Below are 23,543 nucleotides of genomic sequence, written 5' to 3' on the forward strand. Positions count from 1 at the left end.
GCGAGCCCGGACAGAGCAGTGGGCCCGACGGCCGGCAGACCCCGGACAAACGCAGACCGGACACGGCAGCGGGGCCGGGTTGGCAGCGGGGCCGAGCAGCGCGGCGGCCCGAGCAGCGCGACGGGCCGGGCCGGGCCGAGCAAGGCGGCGGGCCGAGCCGAGCAGGGCAGCGGGCCGAGCCGGGCAGGGCCGAGCGGGCAGGGGGCCGAGCCGGGCCAGGCAGGGCGGTGCGCCGGGCCAGGCAGGGCGGTGCGCCGGGCAGGGCGGGGCGGGGGCGGTGGGGTGGTGAAGCTGGGTGGGGCGGTTGTCGGTGCGGTGTGCCAAGGTAGAGGAGTGCGGCGCATCTATCCCGACATACAGGACAACCCAGACATCGCGCAGGCATACGCCTACCCGCAGGGCCGGCCGTGGCTGCGGCTCAACATGGTCGCCAGCGCCGACGGCGCCGCCTGGCTGAAAGGCCGCTCGGGCGGCCTGTCCAGCAGCGGTGACAAGCGGATCTTCCAGGTCCTGCGCGGGCTGGCCGACGTCGTCGTCGCGGGCGCCTCGACCGTGCGCAAGGAGGGATACGGCCCGGTCAAGCCGCGCGACTCGTGGGCGGAGATCCGCGAGGGCCGCCCCGACGTGCCGCACATCGCCGTCATCAGCCGCAGCCTCGGCTTCGACCTCGACGACGAGCTGTTCACCGCCGCCACCACCCAGACCATCGTCATCACCTGCGAGTCCGCGCCTCACGACCGGCGCAAGGAGCTCGCCAGGCACAACGACGTCATCGTGGCCGGCGAGGAGAGCGTCGACCTGCGGCTGGCGGTGGGGCAGTTGCACGAGCGGGGGCTGACGAGGATCTTGTGCGAGGGCGGCCCCCGGGTCAACGCCCAGCTGTCGGCCTGCGACCTGGTCGACGAGCTGTGCCTGTCGATCAGCCCCATGCTGGTCGGCGGCGGCGCGGCGCGCATTCAAAACGGCGAGCCCGCGCACGTCACACTGGATCTCAGGCAGGTGCTGGAAGAAGAGGGGGTCCTCTTCTGCAGGTATGTGAGGGAGCACAGCTGATGAGCGAGCCGACGGAGCCGACCGGGACGGTCCAAGAGCCGGAGCCGGTGCCCAATTTGCCGGTGCGGCCGCCCGTGCCGCCCATGCTGGCCAAGGCGGTCAAGACCATGCCGAAGCAGGACGGCACGCTGTTCTACGAGCCGAAGTGGGACGGGTTCCGGTGCATCGTGTTCCGCGACGGGGACGAGGTCTATCTGGGCAGCCGCAACGAGCGGCCGTTCACGCGCTACTTCCCCGAGCTGGTCGAGGCGGTCAGGGCCGAGCTGCCGGACAAGTGCGTGGTGGACGGCGAGATCGTGCTGCCCATGGGGTCGCAGCTGGACTTCGACGCGCTGCAGCAGCGCATCCATCCGGCCGCGTCGCGGGTGAAGATGTTGTCGGAGCGCACGCCGGCCCAGTTCATCGCGTTCGACCTGCTGGCGCTGGGTGAGGAGTCGCTGATGGAGGCGCCTTTCGCGCAGCGGCGCGCCCGGCTGGAGGGGATCTTCCCGGAGAAGGTCGGATCCGTCCGGCTGACCCCCGTCACGACCAGCGACGAGCAGGCGCACGAGTGGTTCGAGACGTTCGAGGGCGCGGGGCTCGACGGGATCATCGTCAAGCCGGGTGACCAGCCGTATGTGCCGGACAAGCGCACGATGTTCAAGGTCAAGCACGAGCGCACGGCCGATGTCGTGGTGTGCGGCTACCGGGAGCACAAGTCGGGCCCGATCGTCGGGTCGTTGCTGCTCGGGCTCTACGGCGATGACGGCAGGCTGCACCACGTGGGGGTGGCGGCCTCGTTCCCGATGGCGCGCAGGGCCGAGCTGGTGGAGGAGCTCAGGCCGCTCGTCGCGGAGCTGAGCGAGCACCCGTGGGGGCACTGGGCCGAGCAGGCGGCGGCCAACATCGGCCAGCCGGCCGCCGGGCCCGCGAGGGGCGGGCAGCGGGTGCCGGGGGCGGTGTCGCGCTGGAACGCCAAGAAGGACCTGTCGTTCATCCCGCTGCGGCCGGAGCGGGTGATGGAGGTGGCCTACGACCAGATGGAAGGCGACCGGTTCCGGCACACCGCGCACTTCCGCCGCTGGCGGCCCGACCGCACGCCTGAGTCGTGCACGTACGAACAACTGGAGCGTCCGGTCAGTTACAACCTTGACGACATCCTTGCTCACTAGCCCGATATCCCGATATATCTCGATGTATGAGCACTGGGGATGAGTTAAAGGCCGCCGTGTCCGCCCGCCGCGAGCTCGGGCCCGAGTTCGAGGACGCCATCGTGGAGTCGTTCCTCGACACGATGGGCAAAGAGGTCGACCGGCGGGTGGATGAGCGCCTGGCCCAGGCGGCCCCGAAGTCGGTGGCCCACCAGGGGCCGAGCGACGCGCAGCGGCTCGCTCTGGCGATCGTGTCGCTCAGCCTCGGCACCCTCACCACCATCTTGTTCGTCCTGATGGGCGACGGCCGGGCCGGCTATGTGATCCCGGTCTGGGTCGCGATCATCGTCGTCAACGTGTTGTTCAACAACCGGGGCAAGAGCGGTTAGACCAGCCAGATGAGTCCCGCGAAGCGGCCGCCCGGCTGCTCGCGACGGTGGGAGTAGAGCTCTTCGGACTCGATCGTGCAGCGGGCGTCGTGGCGTACGTCCGCCAGTCCCGCCGCCCTGAGCTGTGCTTCGATGCCGGCCCGCAGGTCGAGCGCGGGGGTGTCCCACGACGTCGTGGACCACGTCTCGGGGACCTTCGACGCCACCTGCTCGCGCAGCGCGGCCGGCACCTCGTAGCAGCGGCCGCAGGCGCCGGGCCCCACCAGCGCGACCATCCTGCCCGGCACGGCACCCTTGGCGGCCATGGCCGCCACCAGGGCGGTGGCGATGCCGGCCTCGGTGCCGGGGCGGCCGGAGTGCGCCGCGCCGACCATCCGGGCCTCCGGGTCGGCCACCAGCACTGCGGGGCAGTCCGCTCCGAGTGAGGCCAGCGCCAGCCCCGGCTCGGTGGTGAACACGCCGTCGAGCGGCGGCGGGTCGTCGCCGAACGGCTCGCTCACGTACGCGACGTCGGCGCTGTGGACCTGGCGCATGTAGACGATCGCCCGCACGCCCAGCTCGGCCGCCAGGCCCGCCCGGTTGGCCCGCACGGCCGCGGGGTCGTCGCCGACCATGCCGCCGAGGTTGCGGGAGCCATAGGGCGGGGCGCTGACGCCTCCGTGCCGGTCGGTGATGGCGACGTGCACTCCGGGAGCCAGCTGCATGCCTAGATCCTAGAGTGCTGGGAGACGTACCTGATGGAAGGGATTCCCGATGACCAGCCTCGCCGACCTGCACGTGCTGATGGCCCGCCTCGGACACCCGGTGGTCCAGCTGGCCGCCCCGTCCGGGCGCGGCTTCGCGGACGGCGCCCCGTACCGGTACGAGATCCCCAGCGTGGAGGGGCCGGCCGTGCTGGAGGCCGTGGTCACGGAGGCCGACCGGCTGGGCGTGCCGATCGCCAGGACGTCGCAGGGCAGCGGCGTGATGATGCTGACGGACGATGAAATTTCCGACATGGCGAGGATCGGGGCCGAGCGCGGCATCGAGATAAATCTGTTCCTCGGGCCGCGGGCCGCCTGGGACACCGGCGGGCAGGCCAAGCTCACGCAGGCCGTGGGGGCGGCGGCGCGGGGGAACGCGATGGTCGCGGCGGGTGTGGCCGACGCCCTGCGGGCCTGCTCCCTGGGCATCCGCAGCCTGCTGGTGGGCGATCTCGGCACGCTGGAGGTGCTGCGGGTGCTCAAGGAGGACGGCACGCTACCGGCCAACCTGGTGCTGAAGACCTCCGTGCTGCTGCCGCTCACGAACGGCCCCACCGCCGCGATCCTCGAACGGCTGGGCGCGACGACGGTCAACGTCGGCACCGACCTGACCGTGCCGCACCTGGCCGAGATCCGGGCCGCGACCCGGCTGCCGATCGACCTCTACCTTGAGGTGCCGGACGACCAGGGCGGGTTCGTACGGTTCTACGAGGCGGTGGAGATCGTCCGGGCCGCCGCGCCGGTCTACCTGAAGATGGGGCTGCGTAACGCGCCCAACATCTACCCGTCCGGCTCCCATCTCGGCGTGGTGCCGCGCGAGCTGGGCCGCGAGCGGGTGCGGCGGGCCGCGCTGGTGCAGCGGCTGATCGAGCAGCTCGACCCCGCATTGGCCAAACTGCCAGCCCGCTCTCGCCCATCCGACCTCGGCGTGCCCGAGGTCTAGTCCCGTATTCCGCACGTCACCGCGCCAGACCACCACTTCCTCCCTGCCCCACCGCATCGGCCGCGGCCCCTTGGGGCGTGCGTCGCATGGCGGCCGGGCCGCGACGAAGCTGCGGAAAACGGGTCTAGCCTCCTGCCCACGCCTGCCAGGTGATGTCCGAGACGGGCTGGTAGCGGCAGCTCGCGCCGGTCGTGATGGAGGCGCGGAGGTGGCGGGCGAGCTCCGGATGGCTCCGGTCGAGCCGGGCGAGCGCGGCGCGGATGCGGTTGGACACCGTCTTGCGGGCGCGTTCGGCCGCGTCGCCGGCACGTGTCGCGGCGGTCCCGGCCTCCTCGATGAGCCGCAGGCGTTGCCGGTCGAGCCGGGCGGCCAGGTCGTCGTGGCCGAGGTGCAGCGCCCGGTCGATCTCCGCGTCCAGCCTGGCGAGCCGGTCGCGGTAATCGGTCCTGGCCCGGTCGCCGGGCGAGGGACCTCCGGCCAGCCGTGAGGCCGACACGTCCACGCCCGGCTGCCGGAGAAGGATCCGCAGGTCGTGCAGCCCCTTGGCGTCGGGCACGCGGACGGTGCGGCCCGCGTACGCGAGCGTCCACATGGTGCCGTCGAACCTGAACACCCTCGACGGACCCGTTCTGTGTGATCGGAGGCGGCGGGCCTGCTCGCTCGCGCCGGCCAGACCGAGGGCGGCCGATTCCCGCTCCACCTCGTCCAGGTGTGCGCGCGCGGCGTCGCCGTCGTGGCCGCGCGCGAGCATGCTCTCGGCCAGCCGCAGCCGGGCCTCGATCGACCAGGGACGGGCCTGGAGGCGGTCGGCGGCGTGCCAGGCGGCGGCGAACCCGTCGATCGCCTCGTCCCATCGCTCCATCGCGGCGTGCAGCAGGGCGGCCCAGTACGCCATCGGGCCCTCGACGGTCGCCATGCCAGGCACCGCCCATTCGCCCGCGAACGGGCCGATCGCGGCCAGGACCTGCGCGCACTCCGCAGGGTCCCGTAGGGCGGCGGCCACCTCCGCCTGGAGCCGCAGCCGCAGCGGCGCGTACCAGCCGTGCCCCTCGGCGCCGGCAGTATCGTCGTGCAGGTGACGCAGGGCGGACGTGACGTCGCCCCGGTGGAGCGCCGTGGCGGCTCTGACCAGATGGGGGTATGGGTGCAGGCCGTCATCGAGCCCGGACAGCAGCGCCTCGGCCGCCTCCGGCCGTCCCCGGCGCAGCTCCAGTGCCCAGCGCAGATGGCGGCACACGCTGGCGGCGTCCACGTGCGGCGGCCGGTCGAGGGTGAGCGCCTGGTCGATGTGCGCCGCCGCCTGGTCGAAACGGCCCGTGAGGGTGGCGATGGTGGCCTGGTCCCATCGCGCGTCGAAGCGGAAGCGCGGCAGGCCCGCGCGTTCGGCCGCTGCCACGAAGGCGCGGTGCTCGGCCAGGTAGCGGGGATCGCCCTGCTCCAGCAGCGCCCACGTGCGCAGGCGCGCGGCGTGGAGGTCCAGTTCCCGGTCGACCGTGCGGCGGGCCAGGTCGGCCAGCTCGGTGGCGATGGCCAGCCGGTCCCGCGCCGTTCCCGGCCCGAGCATGGCGTCGTGGGCCGTCAGCAGGCTCAGCCCGAGCGTCTCATCGTCCTCGCGGCGTCTGGCCAGGGAGGCGGTCCTGAGGCTCAGTTCGCGTACCGCGTGGTCGAGGCGCGTCGCGGTCCCGGGCGGCGCGAGCTTGCGGTGCGCCTCCTCGATGAGGGAGACCTCCAGCGGGGGCTTCCTGGTGGGGTGTTCGAGCCGGTGCAGGACCAGCGCCGTCCGCGCCAGCAGTTCGTCGTCGCCGAGCCGCCTGGCGGCCTCGGCGGCCTCCTCGAACGCCTCCCGTCCCGCCGCCGGGTCGCCGTCGTGGTGCAGGATCGTGCCCAGATCGAGCAGGATGAGTGCCCGGGTGCGGAGATCATGGGCGGGGAGGAGCGCCAGCGCGTGGCGGGCGTGCCGGGCGGCCTCCTCCGTGGCCATGCGGGCGGAGGCGTCGCGGGCGGCCCGTACCAGCCAGCCCACGGTCTCACCGGCATCCAGCACGGGTCCGGCGAGCTGCGCGTGACGAGCCATCTCAGCCGGTGAGAGCTGCGCGTGACGGACCTGCTCCGCCGGTGACGGTTGGGCGTGACGGGCCTGCTCCGCCGGTACGACCGACGCGGCCGGGCCGTGGGCGGCCACCACGGCGGCGTGCCTGCGCCACCGGTCCTCCTCGGGGAGCGAGTCGTAGACGACCTCCCGTACCAGGTCGTGCGCGAACGCGAACCGGTCGTCCCCCGCCGGGACGATCAAGCGGGCCGCCGCGGCGCGGGCGAGGAGCCGTTCGACGCGCTCCGCCCGTACCCCGGTCGTCGCGGCGAGCAGTCGCGCGCCGAACTCGTGGCCCAGCACGGCGGCGGCGGCCAGTGCCTCTTCGACTCCTGGTGGCAAGATGGACAGGCGTTCCCGGACGGCGGCGCGGACCCCGGACGGGATCGTGCCGCCGTACTGCCGCAAATGGGCCAGCTGCTGGACGAAGAACGGGTTCCCGCCGGTGCGCCGGTGGATCTCGGCGGCGGCCTCCAGCTCCGGCGCGTGACCCGTGACCCGGGTGACCAACTCGGTGACGCCCGCGCGGTCGAGCCCGGCCAGGGTGATCACCTCGGCCTTCGCCGCCAGCGACGACAGCGGCGGCTCGGCCGGTCCGGTCTCCGCGTCCCGGTACGTCCCCAGGACCAGGAGCCGCTCCAGCCAAACGTGCTGGGACGCGAACCACAGGAGCCGGAGCGAGGCGTCGTCGGCCCGGTGCAGGTCCTCCAGCACGATGACCACCGGCCGGTGCTGCGCGAGGGCCGTAAGCAACGTCGTCACCGCGTCGTGCAGCGGGAACTCCGCCTGAGCCCAGGACCACGCGCCAGGATCAGCCGTCCGCCCGCCCGGCTCGCTGAGCAGTGCGGGCAAAGCAGGCCCGCGGCCTGCGTCGCGGCGGTCCACTCCTCCGGCGCGGCCTTCCGGCGCAGGGATCGCACGACCTGGGTCCACGGCCAGTAGCCCGGGGCGCCGTCCCGGTCCCAGCAGGCGCCGCCCGCGACCAGGGCGCCCGTGCGCCGGGCAGCGTCGGCCGCGTCGGCGGCCAGCGCGCTCTTCCCGATCCCCGCCTCGCCGGCGATCAGCACCAGACCACCGTGACCGCCTCGCGCCCGCTCGAGCGCGCCACGCACGATCGCGGCCGGTAGGTCGCGTCCAATGAGGGCTGGCATGTGCTCATTGTCCCAACGCCTCAGCCCGCCCTCCGCCCAGCCCGACCTCCTTCCCAGCTCAGCCCGTGCCTGAGGGCGCCGTGCCGCTCGCGCGGACCGGCGTAGCGATCGCTACGGCGCGGCTCGCGCCTGTCCGGTGACAGACACGAGAAGGGAGTCGCCTTGCTCGGCGGACGATTCAACGGGATGGCGATCGGCGCGGTGGCCGGCGTGCTGCTCATGACGGCGGCATGCGGTGGTGCCGGTGGAGGCGCCACGGCGGCGGCCACGGAACCGACCGGAGGAAAGGAGAACACCATGCGGCAGGACACGGACGCCCAAGCGCTGACGCGGCTCGAACAGCGGCAGGCCGACGCCTGGGACCGTGGGGACGGCGACGCGTTCGCCGCCACTTTTACCGAGGACGCCGACTTCATCGCCGTCAACGGCGAGCACATCCGCACGCGGGCGAAGATCGCCGAGAGCATGCGGCAGGGGCTCAGCACGTTCATGAAGGGGACGCGGTTCCAGCTGGGAGACGTGCGGCATATCCGCTTCCTCTCCCCCGACACGGCGATCATGGTCACGAGCAACTGCGTGCTCCGCCCGGGCGAGGACGAGTGCCGTCAGGAGGCACGCTCCATGCAGACCCGGGTCGCCGTGAAGCGCGACGGCGCCTGGCTCTTCACCACCTTCCAGAACACCAGGATCGGGCAGCTGCCGGGCTAGGCGTGCAGGCGGTGGACCGTGAGCGGGCCGCCGCCCCAGCGGCCGATCGCCTCCTCGTCGGCGAAGGCGAGCACGCGCATCATGTTGCCGCCGTCGCTGGCCTCCACGTTGCGCCGCAGCCGCGTGACGAAATCGGGCGCCAGGTTGGTGGTGCCGGCCTCGACGGTGTCGCCGTAGTGGGGGGCGAAGGCGACGCCGGCGAATCCCGTACGGCCGAGCAGCGTGCGCACCGTCTCCGAGGAGTAGAACATGAGGTGGTTCTTGGTGAAGCCGCTCCACGCCGACCCGTACGCCTTGAGCAGCAGCGACCGGGCGTTGACGGTCAGGATGAGCAGCACCCCGCCGGGCGCCAGCAGGCTGCGGAACTTCCTGAAGTCCTCCAGCGGCCGGGGCAGATGGGCGAGCACCGACCAGAGCGTGATCACATCGAACCCGCCCGCCGCGATCTCCGGCACGTCCTCGGGCGCGCCGAAGTAGGTCCGCGCCTTGCTCAGCCGTTCGTTGGCCTGCTGGACGGACTCCGGCGACAGGTCCACGCCGTAAGCGTCGAATCCGCGCTGCTCGGCCAGCTCCAGGAACAGGCCCACGCCGGAGCCGAAGTCCAGCAGCCGCCGCTCCTTGCCCTCGTCGAAGACCGGCGAGAACGCCCTCATGGTCAGGTCGTAGCGGCGCTGCCGGTTGGCCGCGTACTTGCCGGACAGGAATTTGCTGTAGCCGGTGGAGTAGAGGTCGCCGAGGCGTTCCGGGCGGACGTTCGGATTGCGATAGAGGAAGCCGCACGACGGGCAGCGCACGACGTAGTAGCGCCACGAGCCGGGGCCGCCGGTCGGCTCGAACAGCGGCTGCTGGCGGGCTTCCCCGCACATCATGCAGCTGAGGAACTCCTCGATCTCCCCCAGCGGCCTGAGCTGCCGGTACGCCTCCAGCGAGATGACCGGCGCGCGCCTGGTCAGCCATTTCCACTGCGCCTCGCGGATCGCCCGCTCGCCGGGCCGCACATAGACCCGCTGGCCCCAAGGAACACGGTCATAACGGGAGCCGTATGCGAGCCGCCCCAAAAGTCGTCGATATGACATAGCCACCACCTTGCGAAGCGTTTTGCCCCACACCTCTGTGACTATGCGCCCATGTTCGGGCGCTTTACAGGCTCTTGGGCGTCCAGGCGCATGCCCTCATCGACATGTCGGGACTTATGGCTTGATCCTATCAAGCAAGCATATGCTTGGGTACGTGCCTGACTATCGTAATCTCATCGGCGGCGAGCTGGTCGCCGCGGCCCGGACGATGGACTCGGTCGACCCGGCCACCGGCGAGGTGTGGACGCGGGTCCCCGCGAGCGGCCCCGCCGAGGCCGAGGCGGCCGTGGCGGCGGCCCGCGCCGCGTTCCCCGCCTGGTCGGCGCTGCCCGCGCTGGCCAGGGCGCACTTCCTGCGCAAGGTGTCGGAGGTCTTCGCCCGGCACGCCGAGGAGCTGGCCAGGCTGGAGACCCGCGACAACGGCAGGATCCTGCGCGACACCTTGAAGAAGGACCTGCCGGGGATGGCGTACCTGTGGCAGCTGGCCGCCGGGCAGTGCCTGGACGCGGTCAAGGGCGAGACGGTCATCCTCGGTCCTGACGCGCTGGGGCTGACGCGGCGGGAGCCGTACGGGGTGGTGGTCTGCATCATCCCGTGGAACTCCCCCATTTCCACCTTCTCGGCGAAGGCCGCGTACGCGCTGGCGGCCGGGAACACCGTGATCGTCAAGCCGGCCGAGCAGGCGAGCGCGTCGGTGCTGCGGCTGGGCGAGCTGCTGGCCGGGGTGTTCCCGCCTGGGGTGCTGAACATCGTCAGCGGCCTGGGCGAGGAGGTCGGGGACGCCCTCGTGCGGCACCGCGACGTCGGCAAGATCAGCCTCACCGGCTCGACGGCGACCGGCCAGGCGATCACCCGGGCGTCGGCGGACGCGCTGAAACCAATGACGTTCGAACTAGGCGGCAAATCCCCCAATATCGTCTTTCCGGATGCCGACCTGGACGCGGCGGCCCAGGGCGTCACCGTGAACTCCATCTACACCGGGAACGCCGGGCAGGTCTGCGTGGCCGGCTCGCGCATCCTCATCCACCGCTCGATCTGGGACGACATGCTGGGCCGGATCCAGCGGATCTGCGCGGGCCTGGTGCTGGACGACCCCCAGGATTTGGCGACGACGATGGGGCCGATCGTGTCAGCGGGGCAGTTCGAGCGCGTGACCTCCTACCTGGAACTGGCCGAGAAGGAGGGCGCCAGGCTGGTCTTCGGCGGCCGGACCGGCGCGGACGTCGTGCCTGGACTGCCGGGCGGCTACTGGGTCGAGCCGACGTTGTTCACGACGGAGGACAACTCACTGCGGGTGTGCCAGGAGGAGATCTTCGGGCCGGTGGCGGTGGCGCTGCCGTTCGAGACGGACGAGGAGGCGCTGGAGATCGCCAACGACTCCCCGTACGGGCTGGCGGCCGGCGTCTGGACCCGTGACCTCGGCCGCGCGCACCGCTTCGTCCGGGATCTGCAGAGCGGCACGGTATGGGTGAACACCTTCCGCCAGATGCCGCCGGGGCTGCCGTTCGGGGGCGTGAAGGACAGCGGGTACGGCCACGATTCGGTCCTCGAGTTCACCCGCGAAAAAGCCGCCATTATCCAGATCTAGTCAGATAGATTTGCCCCTCGTGAGCGAGGGGATCAAGGACCACTCCGGGCTTTCGGAGGCAGCCGCCCAGTCACGGGCATCGGTGCTGCGTAGCCGCGCCGAATCGTACATCGCCCTGTCGCGGCATGACGCGGCGATCGTGGACCTGACGGAGTCGATCGCCCTGGCGCCCGACAACGCCCGCGCCTGGCGCCTGCGCGGGGAGAGCCACCGCATGATCGAGCGGTACGAGGCCGCGCTGGAGGACTTCGACGAGGCGCTGAAGCTGGAGCCGGACAGCGCGTACGCGCTGGGCTCGCGCGGCCAGACCCACGCTGCGATGGGCCGCTTGGAGGAGGCCATGGCCGATTTCGACCACGCCCTCACCCTCTCCCCCGACTCCCTATGGATCCTGGAGGCGAAGGCGGACGCCCTGGTGGACCTGGACCGCCTCGACGAGGCCCTGGACGAGCACGCCAAGATCCTCACCCTGAACGGCGACCTGCCGTACTCCTGGGTGGCCCGCGGCGATCTGTATCAGCGCCTGCACCTGTACGCCGAGGCGATCGACGACTACACGAAGGCGCTGGGCCTGGACCCCGAGCACGTGCGGGCCCTCAGCCGCCGCGGCGAGGCCCTGCGCATGGTGGACCGCTACGAGGAGGCGCTGTCCGACCTGAGCCGTGCCTTGGAGCTGGACCCGGACAATGATCGGGCGCTGGGCAGCCGAGGAGCGGTGCTGAGCGAACTGGGCGACAACGAGGCGGCGCTGACCGACCTGGACCGGGCGATCGAGCTGGACCCCGAGTACGTGTGGGCGTATCGGGTGAGGGGCGAGATCTTCCAGGAGCTGGAACGCCACGAGGAAGCGGTCTCCGACTTCACCCAGGCACTCCACCTGGAATTCGGCGGCTAGGGGTCCCCGCGCCGGGGAGCTTCGGGCCGTGATCGCTCCGACACCCCGCCTGTCGGCCTCGTGCCTGTGAACTGCCGTGAACTGGTCGAACTCCTACGTCGGCCCAAACAGTCAACTACGACGCCGTGGGGCGGGTGGCGGTGACAACCCACCAGGCGCCGCGCATACGGACGGTGTCGGGTTCGTGGTAGGGGCGCAACGCCGCACTCAGTCGTTCGCGCGCCTGGTCGACGGTGAACTGGTCGGCGGTGCGGAGGTAGTGCCGGACCGGGCCGCTGCCGAGGATGAAGGCGGCGGCGTCAGTGCCGTAGACCATGGACGTGTCGATGGGCACTGTTCGCACATTTTGGAAACCGGCGTGGGCGCGCCATCTCCCGCAGGCACACGAACGCGAGGCGGCCGCTCGGTCGCAGGGCACGGCCGATGTTGGCGAACGCTGCGACGGGATCGGCGAAGAACATGATCCCGCCCCGGCTGATGGCCACGTCGAAACCGCCCTCGGGGAAAGGGTGGACCTGGGCGTCGCCCTGTTCGAACCGCAGGTTGGTGATGCCTTCTGCGATCGCGGTGGCTCGTGCCCGGGCGAGCATCGGTTCTGACAGGTCCACTCCCAGGGCGTGGCCGTGTGGTGCTGTACGGGCGGCCAGGCGTGTCGTCTGTCCGGTGCCGCACCCTACGTCAAGCACTCGATCGTCTTCCTCGACTGCGGCCGCGCGAACAACTCGTCGTTGATCCCGCTGAGCACGGCGTTCCATCGATTGTGGTTGTCGGCCCAGTGGGTGCCCTCGTAGCCGTTCCAGGCCTGGGCCTGCTCGGTGTTGATGATCTGTTGCATCAGACTGTCCTTGATCTCGTGTTCGGTGCCGTTCAGCCGGCCATGGGCAGGAGGTGGCCGTCTTGGCGGGGCAGTGACCGGATTGCGCGCAGCCGGCGCAGCGAGACGATGTGCAGTGCGATCGCCATGGGAACCGCGCCGGTGGCGACGAGCGCGAGCGGGAGCAGGCTCAGTGCCTCGGTGGTGGGTGTGACGTCCAACGGCCGCAACGACCCCAGCCCGGCGAGGAATCCGATGGTCACCGCGACCACGAGATCGACGATCCCCAGCACGTGGAACCACACCGCCCGCCGGTGGCCGACGCCGCGGTACAGCCGCCGGGCGACCAGCGGAGCGGCCAGCCCGACTGCGATGTCACCCAGTGCCGCAGGCAGGGCGAAGACGGCCGGCAGCTTCCCCAGCGCCATCACGACTAAAAACACCACCCCGGCGACGCGCAGGGTGTGGGGCAGGGCCAACCGCGCCAGGGTATCCGGCTCGGCCAGGACCCGGGCCACCACGGGAATCCTGGTGCCCAGCAGCAGCACGGTAAGGATGCCGGCGAAGGCCATGGCGAGCCAGGGTCGGACCTGGCCGGGTTGCTGGTGGTAGATCCCGGCGTTGGCGATCAGGGCGCTGACGACCAGCCATCCTCCGATCAGTGCGAGTGCGCCACCGGCGATCCCCGTTGCCGCCCGCGTGCCGACGCCGGCGGCGACGGCGCCGCGGTAGAGCATCACGCACGTGACAGCTGGTATCCCGACCACGCCCAGCAGCACCAGCGCCCACACATAATTCGGTAGGTCAGCCACGACGGCCTCCTTCCGCGAGGCGATAACTTGGACAGGCATGTCCAAGTTATCGCACTGTAACTCGTACACTGCTGTCTTGGATAGGGATGGTGCGTATGCCTTCGACGCCGACGACAGGAAGCGCCGACACGATGCCGGTCGGCGACGCGCGAGACCTGCGGGCCGACGCCCGGCGCAACATCAGCGCGATCCTGGACGCCGCCCTGGCCTGCCTGGCGCGCGACCCGGACGTGAGCATGGGCGAGATCGCCAAGGCGGCCGGGGTCGGCAGGGCCACCCTGTACGGGCACTTCCCCTCCCGGGCCGAGCTCGTCGACGCGGTGTTCGCCCATGCCGTGGAGCGGGCCGAGCAGGCTCTGTCGGCGGTCGACACGACCGGCGACCCACGCCACGCCCTCGCCGACCTCATCGCGTCCAGCTGGCGGCTGGTCACCGAGTTTCGCGCGCTGCTGGCCGCCGCCGAGCGGGAGCTGCCCGCCGAACGCATCCGCGCCCACCACGACCAGCCGTTGCACCGGGTCCAGGCACTCATCGCCCGAGGGCAGCGCGAGGGTGTGTTCCGCGGCGACCAGCCCACATCCTGGCTGGTCACGGTCTTTTACAGCATGCTGCACAGCGCTGCCGACGAGATCACCGCAGGGCGGCTGCCCGACCACGACGCCATTGCGATGATCACAGCGACACTGTTATCGGCCTATGCTCCGCCCGCACCATCGACGACCGCGACCGCGTCCACCTCGATCAGGTAGCCGGGCGCGGCCGGCGTCTCCACTCCGAGCAACGTATCGGTGGGCTTGTGGTCACCGAACAGCGCGATCCTGCCCGAGAACAAATCACCGACCCTCAGCGCGCGAGCCGTACGCCGGGCCGAACACCACCAGCAGTGCCAGGTCCTCGCTAACCTCGTCGAAGCGGTGTTCCTCGCCCGCCGGCACGAAGATCACCGAACCGGGGCCCACTTCGGCAGCGCCGTCCGGGGTCACGATCTTGGCCCGGCCCGCGGTGACCACGTAGATCTCGTCTTCGGTGTGCGGGCTCTGATCGTCGCGCCCGCCTGCCGGAATACAGTACGTTCCGACCGACAGATCCGGCACCCTCAGGTGCTCCACCCAGTCGTTGGCCGCTCCGGCAGCGAGCGGCGTCCACACCCCTGCACCCTTGATGATCTCCATGACGGAAGCATAGTCATGCACACCTTCAAGGGTTGTGGCCCCAGGTCAGCCGGCCGTGCGGCCGGCGAGTCCGTGGAGGAGCAGGGCCGTGAGCGTGTCAATGATCTCCTCGTCGGGCAGACGCGGCCCGTTCTGACCCGCCCCGAGGACGGCGTAGCCCAGCAGGGAGATCATTGAGCCGATCGCGGCGGCGACCAGGGCGGGATCTCCCGGCAAGGTCTTTCCCTGCTCTCGCATGTACTCCAGGTGGTCGCGGAGCGTATCGGTTTCGGCGAGGATGTGCCGCCAGGCATGGCCGTCGCCGGGTGGTTCGGCGATGGTCGACTGCATCAGCGCCGCCACTACCGGTAGGTGGTCGCCCAGGACGTGCCAGATGACGGCGATGTGCGCGCGGAGTTGGCCGGGGTCGCCGAGGTCGTGCTCGCGCGGGTGCCCCGCGGCGTCGATCTCCCGGTCGGCCTGCACCGCCATCTCCTCCAGCAGCGCCTGGAGCAGTGCCTCCTTGCTGGGGAAGTGGTCGTAGAACGAGCCGGTGGCCCGCCCGGCCTCCCGAGTGATGTCGGTCACCTTGGTGTTGAGGTAGCCGCGTTCGACGAACAGCTTCCGGGCTGCCTGTTTGAGCGCTTGCCCGGTCTCGGCCGCCTTGATCTTCCGCGTTGTCACGCCTTTTCTCCTTGACCTCGTTTCGCGAGCCAAGCATACTGAACTCTCGTTCGCCGAATATAGATTCACTAAATTGAGGTTCACTATGCGTGCCATCATCATCGGCGGCGGCGTCGCCGGGGCCGCCGGCGCGATCGCCCTGCGGCGGCTCGGCTGCGACGTGACCGTCTACGAGGCCTATCCCGACCCCGCGGGCCAGGTGGGTTCCTTCCTCAGCCTCGCCGTCAACGGTCTGCGCGGACTGGACACGCTCGACTGCCTGGAGGAGGTGCGGCGGGCCGGCATCGACGTCGCGCGCCAGCACATGTGGTCCAGTTCGGGCAGGCTCCTGGGCGATGTGCCGCGCGGCCGGCTGTCCGGCGATCCGATGCACAGCGTCACGCTCGCGCGCGGCCACCTGGTCGAGGTCCTGCGCGACCACGCGGTGCGCGCGGGCGCCGAGTTGGTCACGGGAGAACGCTTGACCGGCGCCGTGACGACCGCGACCGAGGTGGGGGCGGAGTTCACCAGCGGCCGCACCGACCACGCCGACCTGCTGGTGGGGGCGGACGGCATCTGGTCCCGGACCCGCACCGTGCTCGATCCAAACGCGCCCGCCCCCGAGTACGCGGGCCTGTTCAGCGTCTCGGGCGTCGCCGAAATGCCCGCCGGACTCACGGTCACCCCCGGCACGTTCAACATGACCTTCGCGCGCAACGGCGCCTTCATCCACGTCCCGGCCCCGAACAGGGCCCTGTGGTGGTCCGCCCAGGTCGCCAGCCCCGACGAGCCGGACCTGAATGCGGTCGCCGACTGGATCCCCGAGCTCACCGATCTCTACCGCCACGAGAAGAGCGCGACCGCCATCCTGGAATCCACCGTCGAGGTGCACCGACCGACCCTCATGCACAAGCTGGCCGCGGTGCCGACCTGGCACAACGACCGCGTCGTGCTGCTCGGTGACGCCGGCCACCCGGTCGGCGCGGGCCAGGGCGCGTCCATGGCCATCGAGGACGCACTGGTCCTCGCCCGCTCGCTGGCCGCGGCCCGGGACATCCGCCAGGCCCTCGCCGACTACGCCCAGACCCGCCGCACCCGCATCGCCAAGATGGTCAAGGCCGCCAGTGACAACCGCGACGCCAAGACCGCCGGACCGATCGAACGCCGAATCAACGACCTCGTCATGCCGGTCTTCTTCCGCCACTTCTACGAAAGGGCCACCGGCTGGCTCTACAACCAGCCCACCCCGGCATGACGAACCCACGGCAACACCTGCACGTAAGCCCAGACGCTGATGCCCCAAGCCCGACCCTCGATACCACGGCACGCCTGTTTCGTCGTCGGCTGCCGGGTAGGTGGTGCGGGCTCACAGGGGGGAGACTGACATGTGTCTGAGCTGTGGCTGCGGAGAGCCGAACGACGATCACGGCAATCCGGCCAACATCACCGCACAGGATCTGCAGGGCGCCGCTCAAGCGGCGGACATCAGCCCGCAGGAGGCCGCCGAGAACATCCAGGCCGGCATCGGAGCCGGGTAAGGCGGCGATGAAACGGAGTGCCTGTGTCCCGCGCCGGCTCATTGCCTCTCGTCGGAGTAGGTGAAGCCACTGCGGGACACAGGCACTCTGCCGCGGTTCACTACGACCTGGACAAGGTCACGTGATCGCCGCTCGACCATTCAAACGCGCTCCTGCGAGCGCTCTACGGGACTACGAGCCGTCGGCAATCGGCGCAAACAACTTGTTGGTCGAATACGACTCGTTGTCTGAGATCTGCTTCTCGACCTGGGCATGGGCCTGGTCCTGGTCCTGGCGCGTGTCCTGCTTCTCGTCCTGATGGTTGTTGTTGTGGATCCAGAGGCGGGCCTTCTGCTTCTGGCGGTGGTGGTAACTGTAGTGGTGGTGGTGGATCTTTGGCTTGGCGTGGCTTACGACGGGCTGCTCCTTGACGGGCTGCCCCTTGGGCTGTGGCGGCGCGCCTCCGGCGTAGGCGGTCGAGGCCAGCGTGACGGCGGCAGCGGACATGGCGATGCTGACCGCGAGAGCCCCGGTCGCAGTCTTGAACTTGGGCATTGAATTTCCCCCCAAAGGTTCGGTTGCCCTGTTCTCAATATTTTCCGAATGATTGGGAAAATGTTGATGAATGGCAGCCAAATATGCTATCCGTGCATCTTCTTTCCTGGATAAGTGTGCAGTAAACGGGGGGCTTTCGTGTGTTTGCCTGATTCTAACGCATCCATGGCCCTATTTGAGCTTTCATGAAATAAAACAAAATGAGGCGATTTGCCGGTTTTATTCGCTCTCGGCGGCGAAAGCTGATCCCGGATCCGCGTGCGCCGCGCGGCGTCGGACAACTCTGGTGAATGTGGGGCTGAGCCGCCTTTATGGCTCAGATCGAAACACGTGCGACGTTTGACTTTCGAGGCCTCATGCAGCGGCGTTCACGCCGAGCCATTCCAAGGCGTCAGCCGCCGCATGGAGGACCGAGATGTGCCCGTCCTCCGGGTAGAGCCGCAGCTCGGCCCGAGGGCAGTGGCGGGCCAGCCATTCGCCGTGTGAACTGGGCACGACCCGGTCCTGACCGCCGTGCATGAGCAGCACCGGAGCGGTCACCTGGCGGGGATCGCAGCCCCACGGGGCGACGTACGCGAGGTCGTCGTCGATCAGCCCTCCGGGGCCGCCCTCCAGGGCGGGGCCGACGACACTGTCGAACCAGGACCACTCACCGGTGAACGCCGCATGATCCACAGGGGCGAACATCTCCGGGTCGTACTCGGCCGTCGCCTCGTGCCGTTCCTTCGCCGCGCGTCCCGCGACGGCGGCACGCAGGGAGGCCTCGCCCGAGGTGGACATGCCGGCGAACCAGTCGAGCCCCTCCGCGCCGTACGGAGCCAGTCCCGACACGCTCACCGCGGCCAGCACCCGGTCGGGCAGCAGCGCGGCGCAGGCCAGGGCGTGCGGGCCGCCGCCCGAGTGACCCATGACGGCGAACCTGGCGATGCCCAGGGCGTCGGCGACGCGCTGGGCGTACTCCGCCGCCGAAGACACATTCCGGCCGGGAACAGGGGTAGTGCCGCCGTAACCAGGGCGGTCGTACGACACCCAGCGGATGCCGAGCCGGTCAGAAACCGGGAAGAGGGGCTCCGGGGGCGCGCCGATGTTGGGCGTGCCGTGATGCCAGAAGACCGTCAGCCGATCATCGGCATCGCCGGCAGCCGTGTCGTAGACGTGCAGCGTTCGGTCGTCGCCAAGATCCAGCGTCAGCTCTTTCACCACCCGGCCGAGCCTAACGACCAGGGAATCCGAGCGCCAGGTGTCTCACCGGGGCCGTACCGCACGGCCCCGGTGAGGATCAGAGGGCGAGCAGGGCGTTCACCGGCAGGCGGGGGTCGGACAGCGGGCGCATGGCGATGCGGAGCAGCGCCAGCGCGTTGTCGTCGCCCGCGATGCGGTTGGCGCTGAGCTCGCCGCAGGACTGGCAGTGATGGATGATCAGCCACTCCCCATCCGGCCGGACGGTGACGCTGAGCGCCGCCATCCGGCCCCGGCAGCCCGCCCGCCGATCCCCCGGGATGCGGTGGTCGACGTGCAGGCTGGTCAGGCAGTGCGGGCAGTGGTTGCGGTGCGCGGTGCCCGGCGCGATCACCGGGACGTCCAGCCGGCAGCCGACGCAGCGGAACGCGTCCGCCGGCTCCCGGTGATGGTGCGCGGTCTTGCGCCGTTGCGGCCTCTCCCGGGCCGGGTTCCTCCTGGGCATGTCACAGGTCACCGAACGCCTCGAGCGGGAACGGCGGCTGCGCGAGCGGGCGTACCGCCATGCGCATGAGGATGAGCTGGTTGTCGTCCCCGCAGATGGGGTTGGACGTCAGCTCACCGCAACGGGTGCAGCGATGGATGATCATCCAGTCGCCGGTGCGGAGGACCGCGATCGAGATCGGGATCATCCGCGAGCGGCACTCGGACGGGCCGCCCTCCATGCGGTCGAGCACGTGCTGTGAGTGCAGGCAGCTTGGGCAGTGGTTGCGGCGGCTGCCGTCAGGGGCGGTCGCCGTCACGGTCAGGCCGCAGCGGACGCACTGGAAGGTCTCGGTGTTGACGATGGAACGTGGTTTGCCGTTGGCAGACAACGCGGGTACTCCTTGCCGGAAACGAATGGGGGTGAAGACAGCAAGGAAGTGCGCCAGCCGCGGCCGGCCCGGCCCCGTCGAGACGATGTCAGAAGTGATGCGTCAGAGGCAGGATTCGCCGGCAACACGTCGAGGCGCACTTGGCGCGGTGCCAGACATCAACCCACCCCTTCCACGGCGGCATGACCCGCCCGTTCGACTCGGCCACCTGCGAGGGTAACGGCGCCGGATGGCCTACCGCCAATGGTTTTCGCCTGCGTGCCGACCGTCGTGCAGGGCGCGCAGGAGAACATTGAGCGAGTCGTCTGGAGTCTGCCCGGCCGTGTCGATGACGATGTGCTCCCGATCCCAAGGTTCGTATGCGCGGTCGATGATCTGCTGCCAGTCGGGAAGGTGGAGGTCAGGGATGTCGGTCGAGCGCGAGGTCGCACGGTGCCGGTGCTCGATCGGGTCGGAGCAGATCACCTCCACCTCCGCGGTCGGTACGTGCGCCTCGGTCCCCACGTCTCGCCAGGCGTCACGGGTGATCGCCAGCGGGTTGACGGATTCCGCGATCACGGTGAGTCCGCCCCGAAGGTGGTCTCCGGCCAGGGCGTACCCGACGGCGTAGCCGACGGGGCCGAGGGGTTGACCGGCCAGGCCGGAACGGACGATCGCCTGCTCGATGGTGTCGATGCGCAGGTGCACGGCGCCCATGTGCTCGGCGAGGAGGCGGGCGAGTGTGGTCTTTCCCGTCGCGGGCAGGCCGCCGATGACGATGAGCATGCCGTCAATACTGTCGCAGCAGTCGCGAAGGAGCGATCGAGGCGATTTGCCGGGAGAGCCGGCGCACGGCTAGCTTCGCCGTCCATGACCCCGACGCTGCGCACTGAGCGCCTGCTGCTGGAGCCGTACGTCCCCGAAGACCAGGAAGACTTCGTCGCCCTGTTCCAGGACCGGAGGGTCTCGCAGTGGATGGGCGACGGTCCTGCTCCCGAGGCGGAGGACCGCGCGCTGTTCGGACGGATCTTCACGAAGGTCTATGCCCAGGATCTGTTCGACGTCTGGGCCGTTCGCCGGGACGGTCGTTTGATCGGACACGGTGAGATCAAGCAGACCGACGTCGTCCAAGGCTACGAGATCATCTACGCACTGGCCCCTGATGTGTGGGGATCGGGACTGGGGAGAGAACTGGCCGAGGCGATCGTCGCCTACGGCTTCGACTCCCTGGGGCTCACGGAGGTGTACGCCACCGTGGCGGCGTCGAACAGTGCCTCGCTGGCCGTGCTGCACAGGATTGGATTCGAGCACGTCCGGGACATAGCAGAGGATGACGGCGGCACCACTCGCGTGCTGACGCGCCGCCGGGCCGTGCAGCCCACCCGGCAGGAGTGAAGGGCTCCTTCCGGGTCCGGCTGGCGATTGACCGAATAAGGTTCTAGATTCGGCTCATGGGGATCGGGCTGAGCGAGGAACACCTGGCATTGGCCGCCTCCGTTCGAGGGCTGGCGGAGCGGACCGTCGAGCACGCGGCCCTCGCCGGGCAAGGGCTCATGGGGCTGCATCTTCCGGAGGAGCACGGTGGGCAGGGGTACGGGCTGCTGGAGTTGTGCGTCGCGCTCGAGGTGCTGGGCGAGCGGCGCGTCCCCGGCCCTTACCTGCCGACGGTCCTGACGTCGGCGGTTCTCGCCCGCTCAGGCGGCGACCGGTACGGGGACCTGGTCAAGGCGCTCGCCGACGGCTCGATGACCGCGACCGTCGCTCTCCCCGCCGACGCCCCGGTCGCCGGTGCCGGGCGGCTCGCCCTGGGGGCGTGCGACGCCGACCTCTTCCTCCTGCCGGTAGGCGGTGGCGCGTGGGCCGTGCTGGGTCGTGACGATGTCGCTGCCGAGCCCGCCGACAGCGTCGATCTCAACCGGGCCCTCTGCTCCGTGACGCCGCGCGGGCAGGTTCCCGCCGACCGGGTGCTCCCCCACGCGCCCGTACGGGAGCTCGCCGCGGTGCTGCTGGGCGCCGACGCGTGCGGCATTGCGGCGTGGGCCGTTGCGACGGCGGCCGGCTACGCCAAGGTCCGCGAGCAGTTCGGCCGGCCGATCGGGCAGTTCCAGGGCGTCAAGCACCGGGTGGCCGCCGCTCTGGTGGCGTTGGAGCAGGCCCGTGCCGCCGTCTGGGACGCCGCCCGGGCCATGGACACCGCCGTCGGGGACACCGGCCTCTCGGATGAGACGCGGTTGGCGGTCGGGGTGGCGGCGGTGCTCGGGCCCGATGCGGCAGTGCGGTGTGCGGCGGATGCGATCCAGGTGCTCGGAGGCATCGGCTACACCTTCGAACACGACGCCCACCGCTACTACCGCCGCGCCCTGTCCGACCGCATGCTGGCCGGCGACCCCGGCCCCTGGGCGGAGGAGGCAGCCGGGCTGGCGGTCCAGGGCACGCGGCGGGCGATGGAGCCGGACCTGCCCGACGAGGCCGCGGCCGTCAGGGACACGATCAGGGCGGAGGCGCAGTCGCTGCGGGCGGAGGAGCCGGCGGCCAGGCGGGCGAGGTTCGCCCGCGAGGGCTGGATCATGCCGTACCTGCCCAGGCCGTGGGGCAGGGACGCCTCCCCGCTCGAGCAGGTGATCATCCACCAGGAGTTCCGTGACCTCAAGCGCCCGAACCTGGGCATCGCCGCCTGGGCGGTCCCGTCCATCGTCCGGTACGGCACCCGCGAGCAGCAGGAACGTTTCCTCCCTGGCACGCTGACCGGCGAGATCGTCTGGTGCCAGCTGTTCAGCGAGCCCGGAGCCGGCTCCGACCTGGCCGGGCTGTCGACCAAGGCCACGAAGGTGGAGGGCGGCTGGTCGCTGAGCGGGCAGAAGATCTGGACGTCGCTCGCGCAGTACGCCCACTGGGGCATCTGCCTCGCCCGCACCGCGCCCGAGCGGCCGAAGCACGACGGGATCTCCTACTTCCTGGTGGACATGTCCTCCCCCGGGATCACCGTCAGGCCGCTCAAGGAGATCAACGGTGAGGAGATCTTCAACGAGGTGTTCCTCGACGACGTCTTCGTGCCGGACGACCTGGTCGTCGGCGAGGTGAACGCGGGCTGGCGGGTCGCCCGCGACACGCTGTCCCACGAACGCGTCGCGCTCGGCGATTCCTGGGGTCCCGGCTCGCAACACACCGACATGGTCAAACTGATCGCCCATCTGCCCGAGCTCCGGCAGGCGCAGCGCGAGCAGGCGGGACGTCTGTGGGCGGAGGGCCAGGCCATCTCGGCGCTCGGCCTGCGCGTGACGCTCTCGAAGCTGTCCGGCACGGATCCCGGAGCGGCCTCCAGCGTCCGCAAGCTGCTCGGCATGCGGCACGCGCAGGCGATCTCGGAGTTCTGCTGGTCGCTGGCCCCGGCGGACCCGTACTGGAACCGCATGATCCTCACCACCCGCGCGTTCACGATCGGCGGCGGCACCACGGAGGTGCAGCTCAACATCATCGCCGAGCGGGTGCTGGGGCTGCCGCGGGACCCGTGATCAGCCTTTGGGATAGTACGGGGCCGCCAGGTGCGCGTACACGATCGTGTTGTCCCGGTAGCTGTGCGCCTGCCGGTCGAACGCCCCGCCGCAGGTCACCAGCCGCAGCCCCGGATAGGCGAGCTTGCCGTAGACCTTCTTGGCGGGGAAGCGCGTCTTCGGCGTGTGTTCGACCTTGTCGACGACGAAGACGGCCACCGAGCGGTCGGCCCGCAGCACCTGGACCTGGTCGCCGCGCTTGACCTCCTTGAGGCGGGCGAAGACGGCGGGGCCGCTCCTGGTGTCGAGATGCCCGGTGATCACGGCGGCGCCACGCTGGCCGGGGACGGGGCCGTAGCGGTACCAGCCGGCCAGGTTCGGGGCGTCGAGCGGCGGGTTCTCGATGGCGCCGCGCGTGTCCAGGCCCAGCTCCGTCAGCGGCGCGGCGACGCCGATGGACGGGATGTAGACGGCGGTGGGACGGGCGGCCTCCATGGGCCTGGCCATCTTGGAGAGCGGCACGCCGGTGATCGGCGCCGGGCGTGCGGTCGCGACCGGCGTCGTCTCGAGCTCGCCGCCCACGATGCCGCTCAGCCCGGACCAGATCAGCAGCGCCCCGGCCAGGGTGATGACGCCCGCGATGGCCAGGATCAGCCGATTTCCGCGAGCACGCGTCGTCGCGTCGGCAGGAGCGCGCGACCCACCGGCCGCTTCAGCGGGAGCGCGCGAGCTGCCGGCCACC

The 23,543-nt window shown here is 70.5% G+C and carries 28 protein-coding genes; 12 read left to right on the forward strand and 16 right to left on the reverse strand.

From position 1 onward, the window contains the following. Positions 1-333: 333 nt before the first annotated feature. The 3 genes from ACTWQA_RS16085 to ACTWQA_RS16095 are packed head-to-tail and all read left to right on the forward strand — an operon-like array spanning position 334 to position 2,572. On the forward strand, positions 334-1,053 hold the full coding sequence (locus ACTWQA_RS16085; protein ID WP_443160017.1) for a pyrimidine reductase family protein: 720 nt from the start codon (positions 334-336) through the stop codon (positions 1,051-1,053). Further along, on the forward strand, positions 1,053-2,204 hold the full coding sequence (locus ACTWQA_RS16090) for an ATP-dependent DNA ligase (RefSeq protein WP_305922681.1): 1,152 nt from the start codon (positions 1,053-1,055) through the stop codon (positions 2,202-2,204). The genes ACTWQA_RS16085 and ACTWQA_RS16090 overlap by 1 nt, the downstream gene beginning before the upstream one ends. 26 nt (positions 2,205-2,230) lie before the next feature. Further along, the gene (locus ACTWQA_RS16095; protein ID WP_443160018.1) at positions 2,231-2,572 is read left to right on the forward strand and encodes a hypothetical protein; all 342 of its coding nucleotides are present in this window, start codon (positions 2,231-2,233) and stop codon (positions 2,570-2,572) included. On the opposite strand, the gene pgeF is transcribed toward ACTWQA_RS16095, so the two are convergent. Then, entirely contained in the window at positions 2,569-3,276 is a 708-nt protein-coding gene (gene pgeF / locus ACTWQA_RS16100; protein WP_443160019.1) for a peptidoglycan editing factor PgeF, read from the reverse strand. The two genes, ACTWQA_RS16095 and pgeF, sit on opposite strands and share 4 nt — an antisense overlap. 49 nt (positions 3,277-3,325) lie before the next feature. Here pgeF and ACTWQA_RS16105 point away from each other — a divergent pair, with 49 nt between their 5' ends. After that, entirely contained in the window at positions 3,326-4,258 is a 933-nt protein-coding gene (locus ACTWQA_RS16105) for a hypothetical protein (protein ID WP_443160020.1), read from the forward strand. 124 nt (positions 4,259-4,382) lie between these two features. Here the strand turns inward: ACTWQA_RS16105 and ACTWQA_RS16110 are convergent, their stop codons facing one another. Beyond that, positions 4,383-7,109 carry an ATPase gene (locus ACTWQA_RS16110; protein WP_443160021.1) on the reverse strand — a complete coding sequence of 909 codons (2,727 nt, stop codon included), beginning with the start codon at positions 7,107-7,109 and terminating at the stop codon, positions 4,383-4,385. Beyond that, positions 7,106-7,498 (reverse strand): AAA family ATPase, encoded by a 393-nt coding sequence (locus ACTWQA_RS16115; RefSeq protein ID WP_443160022.1) that lies wholly within the window; start codon positions 7,496-7,498, stop codon positions 7,106-7,108. Before ACTWQA_RS16115 ends, ACTWQA_RS16110 begins: the two co-directional genes overlap by 4 nt. A gap of 162 nt (positions 7,499-7,660) precedes the next feature. Between ACTWQA_RS16115 and ACTWQA_RS16120 the strand changes: the two genes are divergently transcribed. Then, positions 7,661-8,206, forward strand: coding sequence for an SgcJ/EcaC family oxidoreductase (locus ACTWQA_RS16120; protein WP_443160023.1), 546 nt, complete (start codon positions 7,661-7,663; stop codon positions 8,204-8,206). On the opposite strand, the gene ACTWQA_RS16125 is transcribed toward ACTWQA_RS16120, so the two are convergent. Then, complete coding sequence (locus ACTWQA_RS16125) at positions 8,203-9,282, reverse strand: class I SAM-dependent methyltransferase (protein WP_443160024.1); 1,080 nt, start codon at positions 9,280-9,282, stop codon at positions 8,203-8,205. The genes ACTWQA_RS16120 and ACTWQA_RS16125 overlap by 4 nt on opposite strands. A 154-nt stretch (positions 9,283-9,436) precedes the next feature. Between ACTWQA_RS16125 and ACTWQA_RS16130 the strand changes: the two genes are divergently transcribed. Together ACTWQA_RS16130 and ACTWQA_RS16135 are read left to right on the forward strand one after the other, a co-directional pair. After that, on the forward strand, positions 9,437-10,870 hold the full coding sequence (locus tag ACTWQA_RS16130) for an aldehyde dehydrogenase family protein (protein WP_443160025.1): 1,434 nt from the start codon (positions 9,437-9,439) through the stop codon (positions 10,868-10,870). A gap of 19 nt (positions 10,871-10,889) precedes the next feature. Continuing rightward, positions 10,890-11,765, forward strand: coding sequence for a tetratricopeptide repeat protein (locus ACTWQA_RS16135; RefSeq protein ID WP_443160026.1), 876 nt, complete (start codon positions 10,890-10,892; stop codon positions 11,763-11,765). Positions 11,766-11,880: 115 nt separating this feature from the next. On the opposite strand, the gene ACTWQA_RS16140 is transcribed toward ACTWQA_RS16135, so the two are convergent. The 4 genes from ACTWQA_RS16140 to ACTWQA_RS16155 are packed head-to-tail and all read right to left on the reverse strand — an operon-like array spanning position 11,881 to position 13,391. Further along, positions 11,881-12,081 carry a hypothetical protein gene (locus ACTWQA_RS16140; protein ID WP_443160027.1) on the reverse strand — a complete coding sequence of 67 codons (201 nt, stop codon included), beginning with the start codon at positions 12,079-12,081 and terminating at the stop codon, positions 11,881-11,883. After that, positions 12,065-12,451, reverse strand: coding sequence for a class I SAM-dependent methyltransferase (locus ACTWQA_RS16145; protein ID WP_443160028.1), 387 nt, complete (start codon positions 12,449-12,451; stop codon positions 12,065-12,067). Before ACTWQA_RS16145 ends, ACTWQA_RS16140 begins: the two co-directional genes overlap by 17 nt. Then, positions 12,439-12,600, reverse strand: a complete 162-nt coding sequence (locus tag ACTWQA_RS16150; RefSeq protein ID WP_443160029.1) for a hypothetical protein — start codon at positions 12,598-12,600, stop codon at positions 12,439-12,441. The genes ACTWQA_RS16145 and ACTWQA_RS16150 overlap by 13 nt, the downstream gene beginning before the upstream one ends. Positions 12,601-12,632: 32 nt before the next feature. After that, a complete protein-coding gene (locus ACTWQA_RS16155) occupies positions 12,633-13,391 on the reverse strand; it encodes a hypothetical protein (protein ID WP_443160030.1) in 759 nt (252 codons plus the stop codon). Positions 13,392-13,486: 95 nt separating this feature from the next. Here ACTWQA_RS16155 and ACTWQA_RS16160 point away from each other — a divergent pair, with 95 nt between their 5' ends. Continuing rightward, entirely contained in the window at positions 13,487-14,140 is a 654-nt protein-coding gene (locus ACTWQA_RS16160) for a TetR/AcrR family transcriptional regulator (RefSeq protein ID WP_443160031.1), read from the forward strand. A gap of 84 nt (positions 14,141-14,224) precedes the next feature. Here ACTWQA_RS16160 and ACTWQA_RS16165 read toward each other — a convergent pair whose 3' ends face one another. Both ACTWQA_RS16165 and ACTWQA_RS16170 read right to left on the reverse strand, forming a co-directional pair. Continuing rightward, positions 14,225-14,563, reverse strand: coding sequence for a cupin domain-containing protein (locus ACTWQA_RS16165; RefSeq protein ID WP_443160032.1), 339 nt, complete (start codon positions 14,561-14,563; stop codon positions 14,225-14,227). Between the two features lie 45 nt (positions 14,564-14,608). Further along, a complete protein-coding gene (locus tag ACTWQA_RS16170) occupies positions 14,609-15,226 on the reverse strand; it encodes a TetR/AcrR family transcriptional regulator (protein WP_443160033.1) in 618 nt (205 codons plus the stop codon). An 85-nt stretch (positions 15,227-15,311) separates the two neighbouring features. Here ACTWQA_RS16170 and ACTWQA_RS16175 point away from each other — a divergent pair, with 85 nt between their 5' ends. After that, a complete protein-coding gene (locus ACTWQA_RS16175) occupies positions 15,312-16,460 on the forward strand; it encodes an FAD-dependent oxidoreductase (RefSeq protein ID WP_443160034.1) in 1,149 nt (382 codons plus the stop codon). Positions 16,461-16,590: 130 nt separating this feature from the next. Next, positions 16,591-16,743 carry a hypothetical protein gene (locus tag ACTWQA_RS16180; protein WP_443160035.1) on the forward strand — a complete coding sequence of 51 codons (153 nt, stop codon included), beginning with the start codon at positions 16,591-16,593 and terminating at the stop codon, positions 16,741-16,743. Between the two features lie 171 nt (positions 16,744-16,914). Here ACTWQA_RS16180 and ACTWQA_RS16185 read toward each other — a convergent pair whose 3' ends face one another. The 5 genes from ACTWQA_RS16185 to ACTWQA_RS16205 all read right to left on the reverse strand — a co-directional run bounded on the left by ACTWQA_RS16185 (position 16,915) and on the right by ACTWQA_RS16205 (position 20,096). After that, entirely contained in the window at positions 16,915-17,277 is a 363-nt protein-coding gene (locus ACTWQA_RS16185; protein ID WP_443160036.1) for a hypothetical protein, read from the reverse strand. A gap of 354 nt (positions 17,278-17,631) precedes the next feature. Continuing rightward, positions 17,632-18,480: an alpha/beta fold hydrolase gene (locus ACTWQA_RS16190; RefSeq protein ID WP_443160037.1), complete on the reverse strand. Its 849-nt coding sequence runs from the start codon at positions 18,478-18,480 to the stop codon at positions 17,632-17,634. A gap of 76 nt (positions 18,481-18,556) precedes the next feature. Next, positions 18,557-18,961 (reverse strand): RNHCP domain-containing protein, encoded by a 405-nt coding sequence (locus tag ACTWQA_RS16195; protein ID WP_443160038.1) that lies wholly within the window; start codon positions 18,959-18,961, stop codon positions 18,557-18,559. 1 nt (position 18,962) lies between these two features. Continuing rightward, positions 18,963-19,331, reverse strand: a complete 369-nt coding sequence (locus ACTWQA_RS16200; protein ID WP_443160039.1) for an RNHCP domain-containing protein — start codon at positions 19,329-19,331, stop codon at positions 18,963-18,965. Positions 19,332-19,565: 234 nt separating this feature from the next. Next, positions 19,566-20,096 (reverse strand): AAA family ATPase, encoded by a 531-nt coding sequence (locus ACTWQA_RS16205; RefSeq protein WP_443160040.1) that lies wholly within the window; start codon positions 20,094-20,096, stop codon positions 19,566-19,568. Between the two features lie 84 nt (positions 20,097-20,180). Between ACTWQA_RS16205 and ACTWQA_RS16210 the strand changes: the two genes are divergently transcribed. Then, positions 20,181-20,705, forward strand: a complete 525-nt coding sequence (locus tag ACTWQA_RS16210) for a GNAT family N-acetyltransferase (RefSeq protein ID WP_443160041.1) — start codon at positions 20,181-20,183, stop codon at positions 20,703-20,705. Positions 20,706-20,761: 56 nt separating this feature from the next. Next, positions 20,762-22,822, forward strand: a complete 2,061-nt coding sequence (locus ACTWQA_RS16215; RefSeq protein ID WP_443160042.1) for an acyl-CoA dehydrogenase — start codon at positions 20,762-20,764, stop codon at positions 22,820-22,822. Here the strand turns inward: ACTWQA_RS16215 and ACTWQA_RS16220 are convergent, their stop codons facing one another. Then, positions 22,823-23,542 carry a class F sortase gene (locus tag ACTWQA_RS16220; RefSeq protein ID WP_443160043.1) on the reverse strand — a complete coding sequence of 240 codons (720 nt, stop codon included), beginning with the start codon at positions 23,540-23,542 and terminating at the stop codon, positions 22,823-22,825. Position 23,543: the final 1 nt, after the last annotated feature.

The sequence above is a fragment of the Nonomuraea sp. 10N515B genome (assembly GCF_052245915.1).
In the GTDB taxonomy this organism is placed as follows: Bacteria; Actinomycetota; Actinomycetes; order Streptosporangiales; family Streptosporangiaceae; genus Nonomuraea.

Excerpts from the sequence above, each read along its gene's own strand:
- ACTWQA_RS16180 (WP_443160035.1), top strand. The coding sequence starts at position 16,591 with ATGTGTCTGAGCTGTGGCTGCGGAGAGCCGAACGACGATCACGGCAAT.
- pgeF (WP_443160019.1), bottom strand. The coding sequence starts at position 3,276 with ATGCAGCTGGCTCCCGGAGTGCACGTCGCCATCACCGACCGGCACGGA.
- ACTWQA_RS16115 (WP_443160022.1), bottom strand. The coding sequence starts at position 7,498 with ATGCCAGCCCTCATTGGACGCGACCTACCGGCCGCGATCGTGCGTGGC.
- ACTWQA_RS16195 (WP_443160038.1), bottom strand. The coding sequence starts at position 18,961 with ATGCCCAGGAGGAACCCGGCCCGGGAGAGGCCGCAACGGCGCAAGACC.
- ACTWQA_RS16165 (WP_443160032.1), bottom strand. The coding sequence starts at position 14,563 with ATGGAGATCATCAAGGGTGCAGGGGTGTGGACGCCGCTCGCTGCCGGA.
- ACTWQA_RS16090 (WP_305922681.1), top strand. The coding sequence starts at position 1,053 with ATGAGCGAGCCGACGGAGCCGACCGGGACGGTCCAAGAGCCGGAGCCG.
- ACTWQA_RS16215 (WP_443160042.1), top strand. The coding sequence starts at position 20,762 with ATGGGGATCGGGCTGAGCGAGGAACACCTGGCATTGGCCGCCTCCGTT.
- ACTWQA_RS16140 (WP_443160027.1), bottom strand. The coding sequence starts at position 12,081 with ATGGTCTACGGCACTGACGCCGCCGCCTTCATCCTCGGCAGCGGCCCG.
- ACTWQA_RS16105 (WP_443160020.1), top strand. The coding sequence starts at position 3,326 with ATGACCAGCCTCGCCGACCTGCACGTGCTGATGGCCCGCCTCGGACAC.
- ACTWQA_RS16150 (WP_443160029.1), bottom strand. The coding sequence starts at position 12,600 with ATGCAACAGATCATCAACACCGAGCAGGCCCAGGCCTGGAACGGCTAC.
- ACTWQA_RS16185 (WP_443160036.1), bottom strand. The coding sequence starts at position 17,277 with ATGCCCAAGTTCAAGACTGCGACCGGGGCTCTCGCGGTCAGCATCGCC.
- ACTWQA_RS16205 (WP_443160040.1), bottom strand. The coding sequence starts at position 20,096 with ATGCTCATCGTCATCGGCGGCCTGCCCGCGACGGGAAAGACCACACTC.
- ACTWQA_RS16160 (WP_443160031.1), top strand. The coding sequence starts at position 13,487 with ATGCCTTCGACGCCGACGACAGGAAGCGCCGACACGATGCCGGTCGGC.
- ACTWQA_RS16175 (WP_443160034.1), top strand. The coding sequence starts at position 15,312 with ATGCGTGCCATCATCATCGGCGGCGGCGTCGCCGGGGCCGCCGGCGCG.
- ACTWQA_RS16210 (WP_443160041.1), top strand. The coding sequence starts at position 20,181 with ATGACCCCGACGCTGCGCACTGAGCGCCTGCTGCTGGAGCCGTACGTC.
- ACTWQA_RS16095 (WP_443160018.1), top strand. The coding sequence starts at position 2,231 with ATGAGCACTGGGGATGAGTTAAAGGCCGCCGTGTCCGCCCGCCGCGAG.
- ACTWQA_RS16125 (WP_443160024.1), bottom strand. The coding sequence starts at position 9,282 with ATGTCATATCGACGACTTTTGGGGCGGCTCGCATACGGCTCCCGTTAT.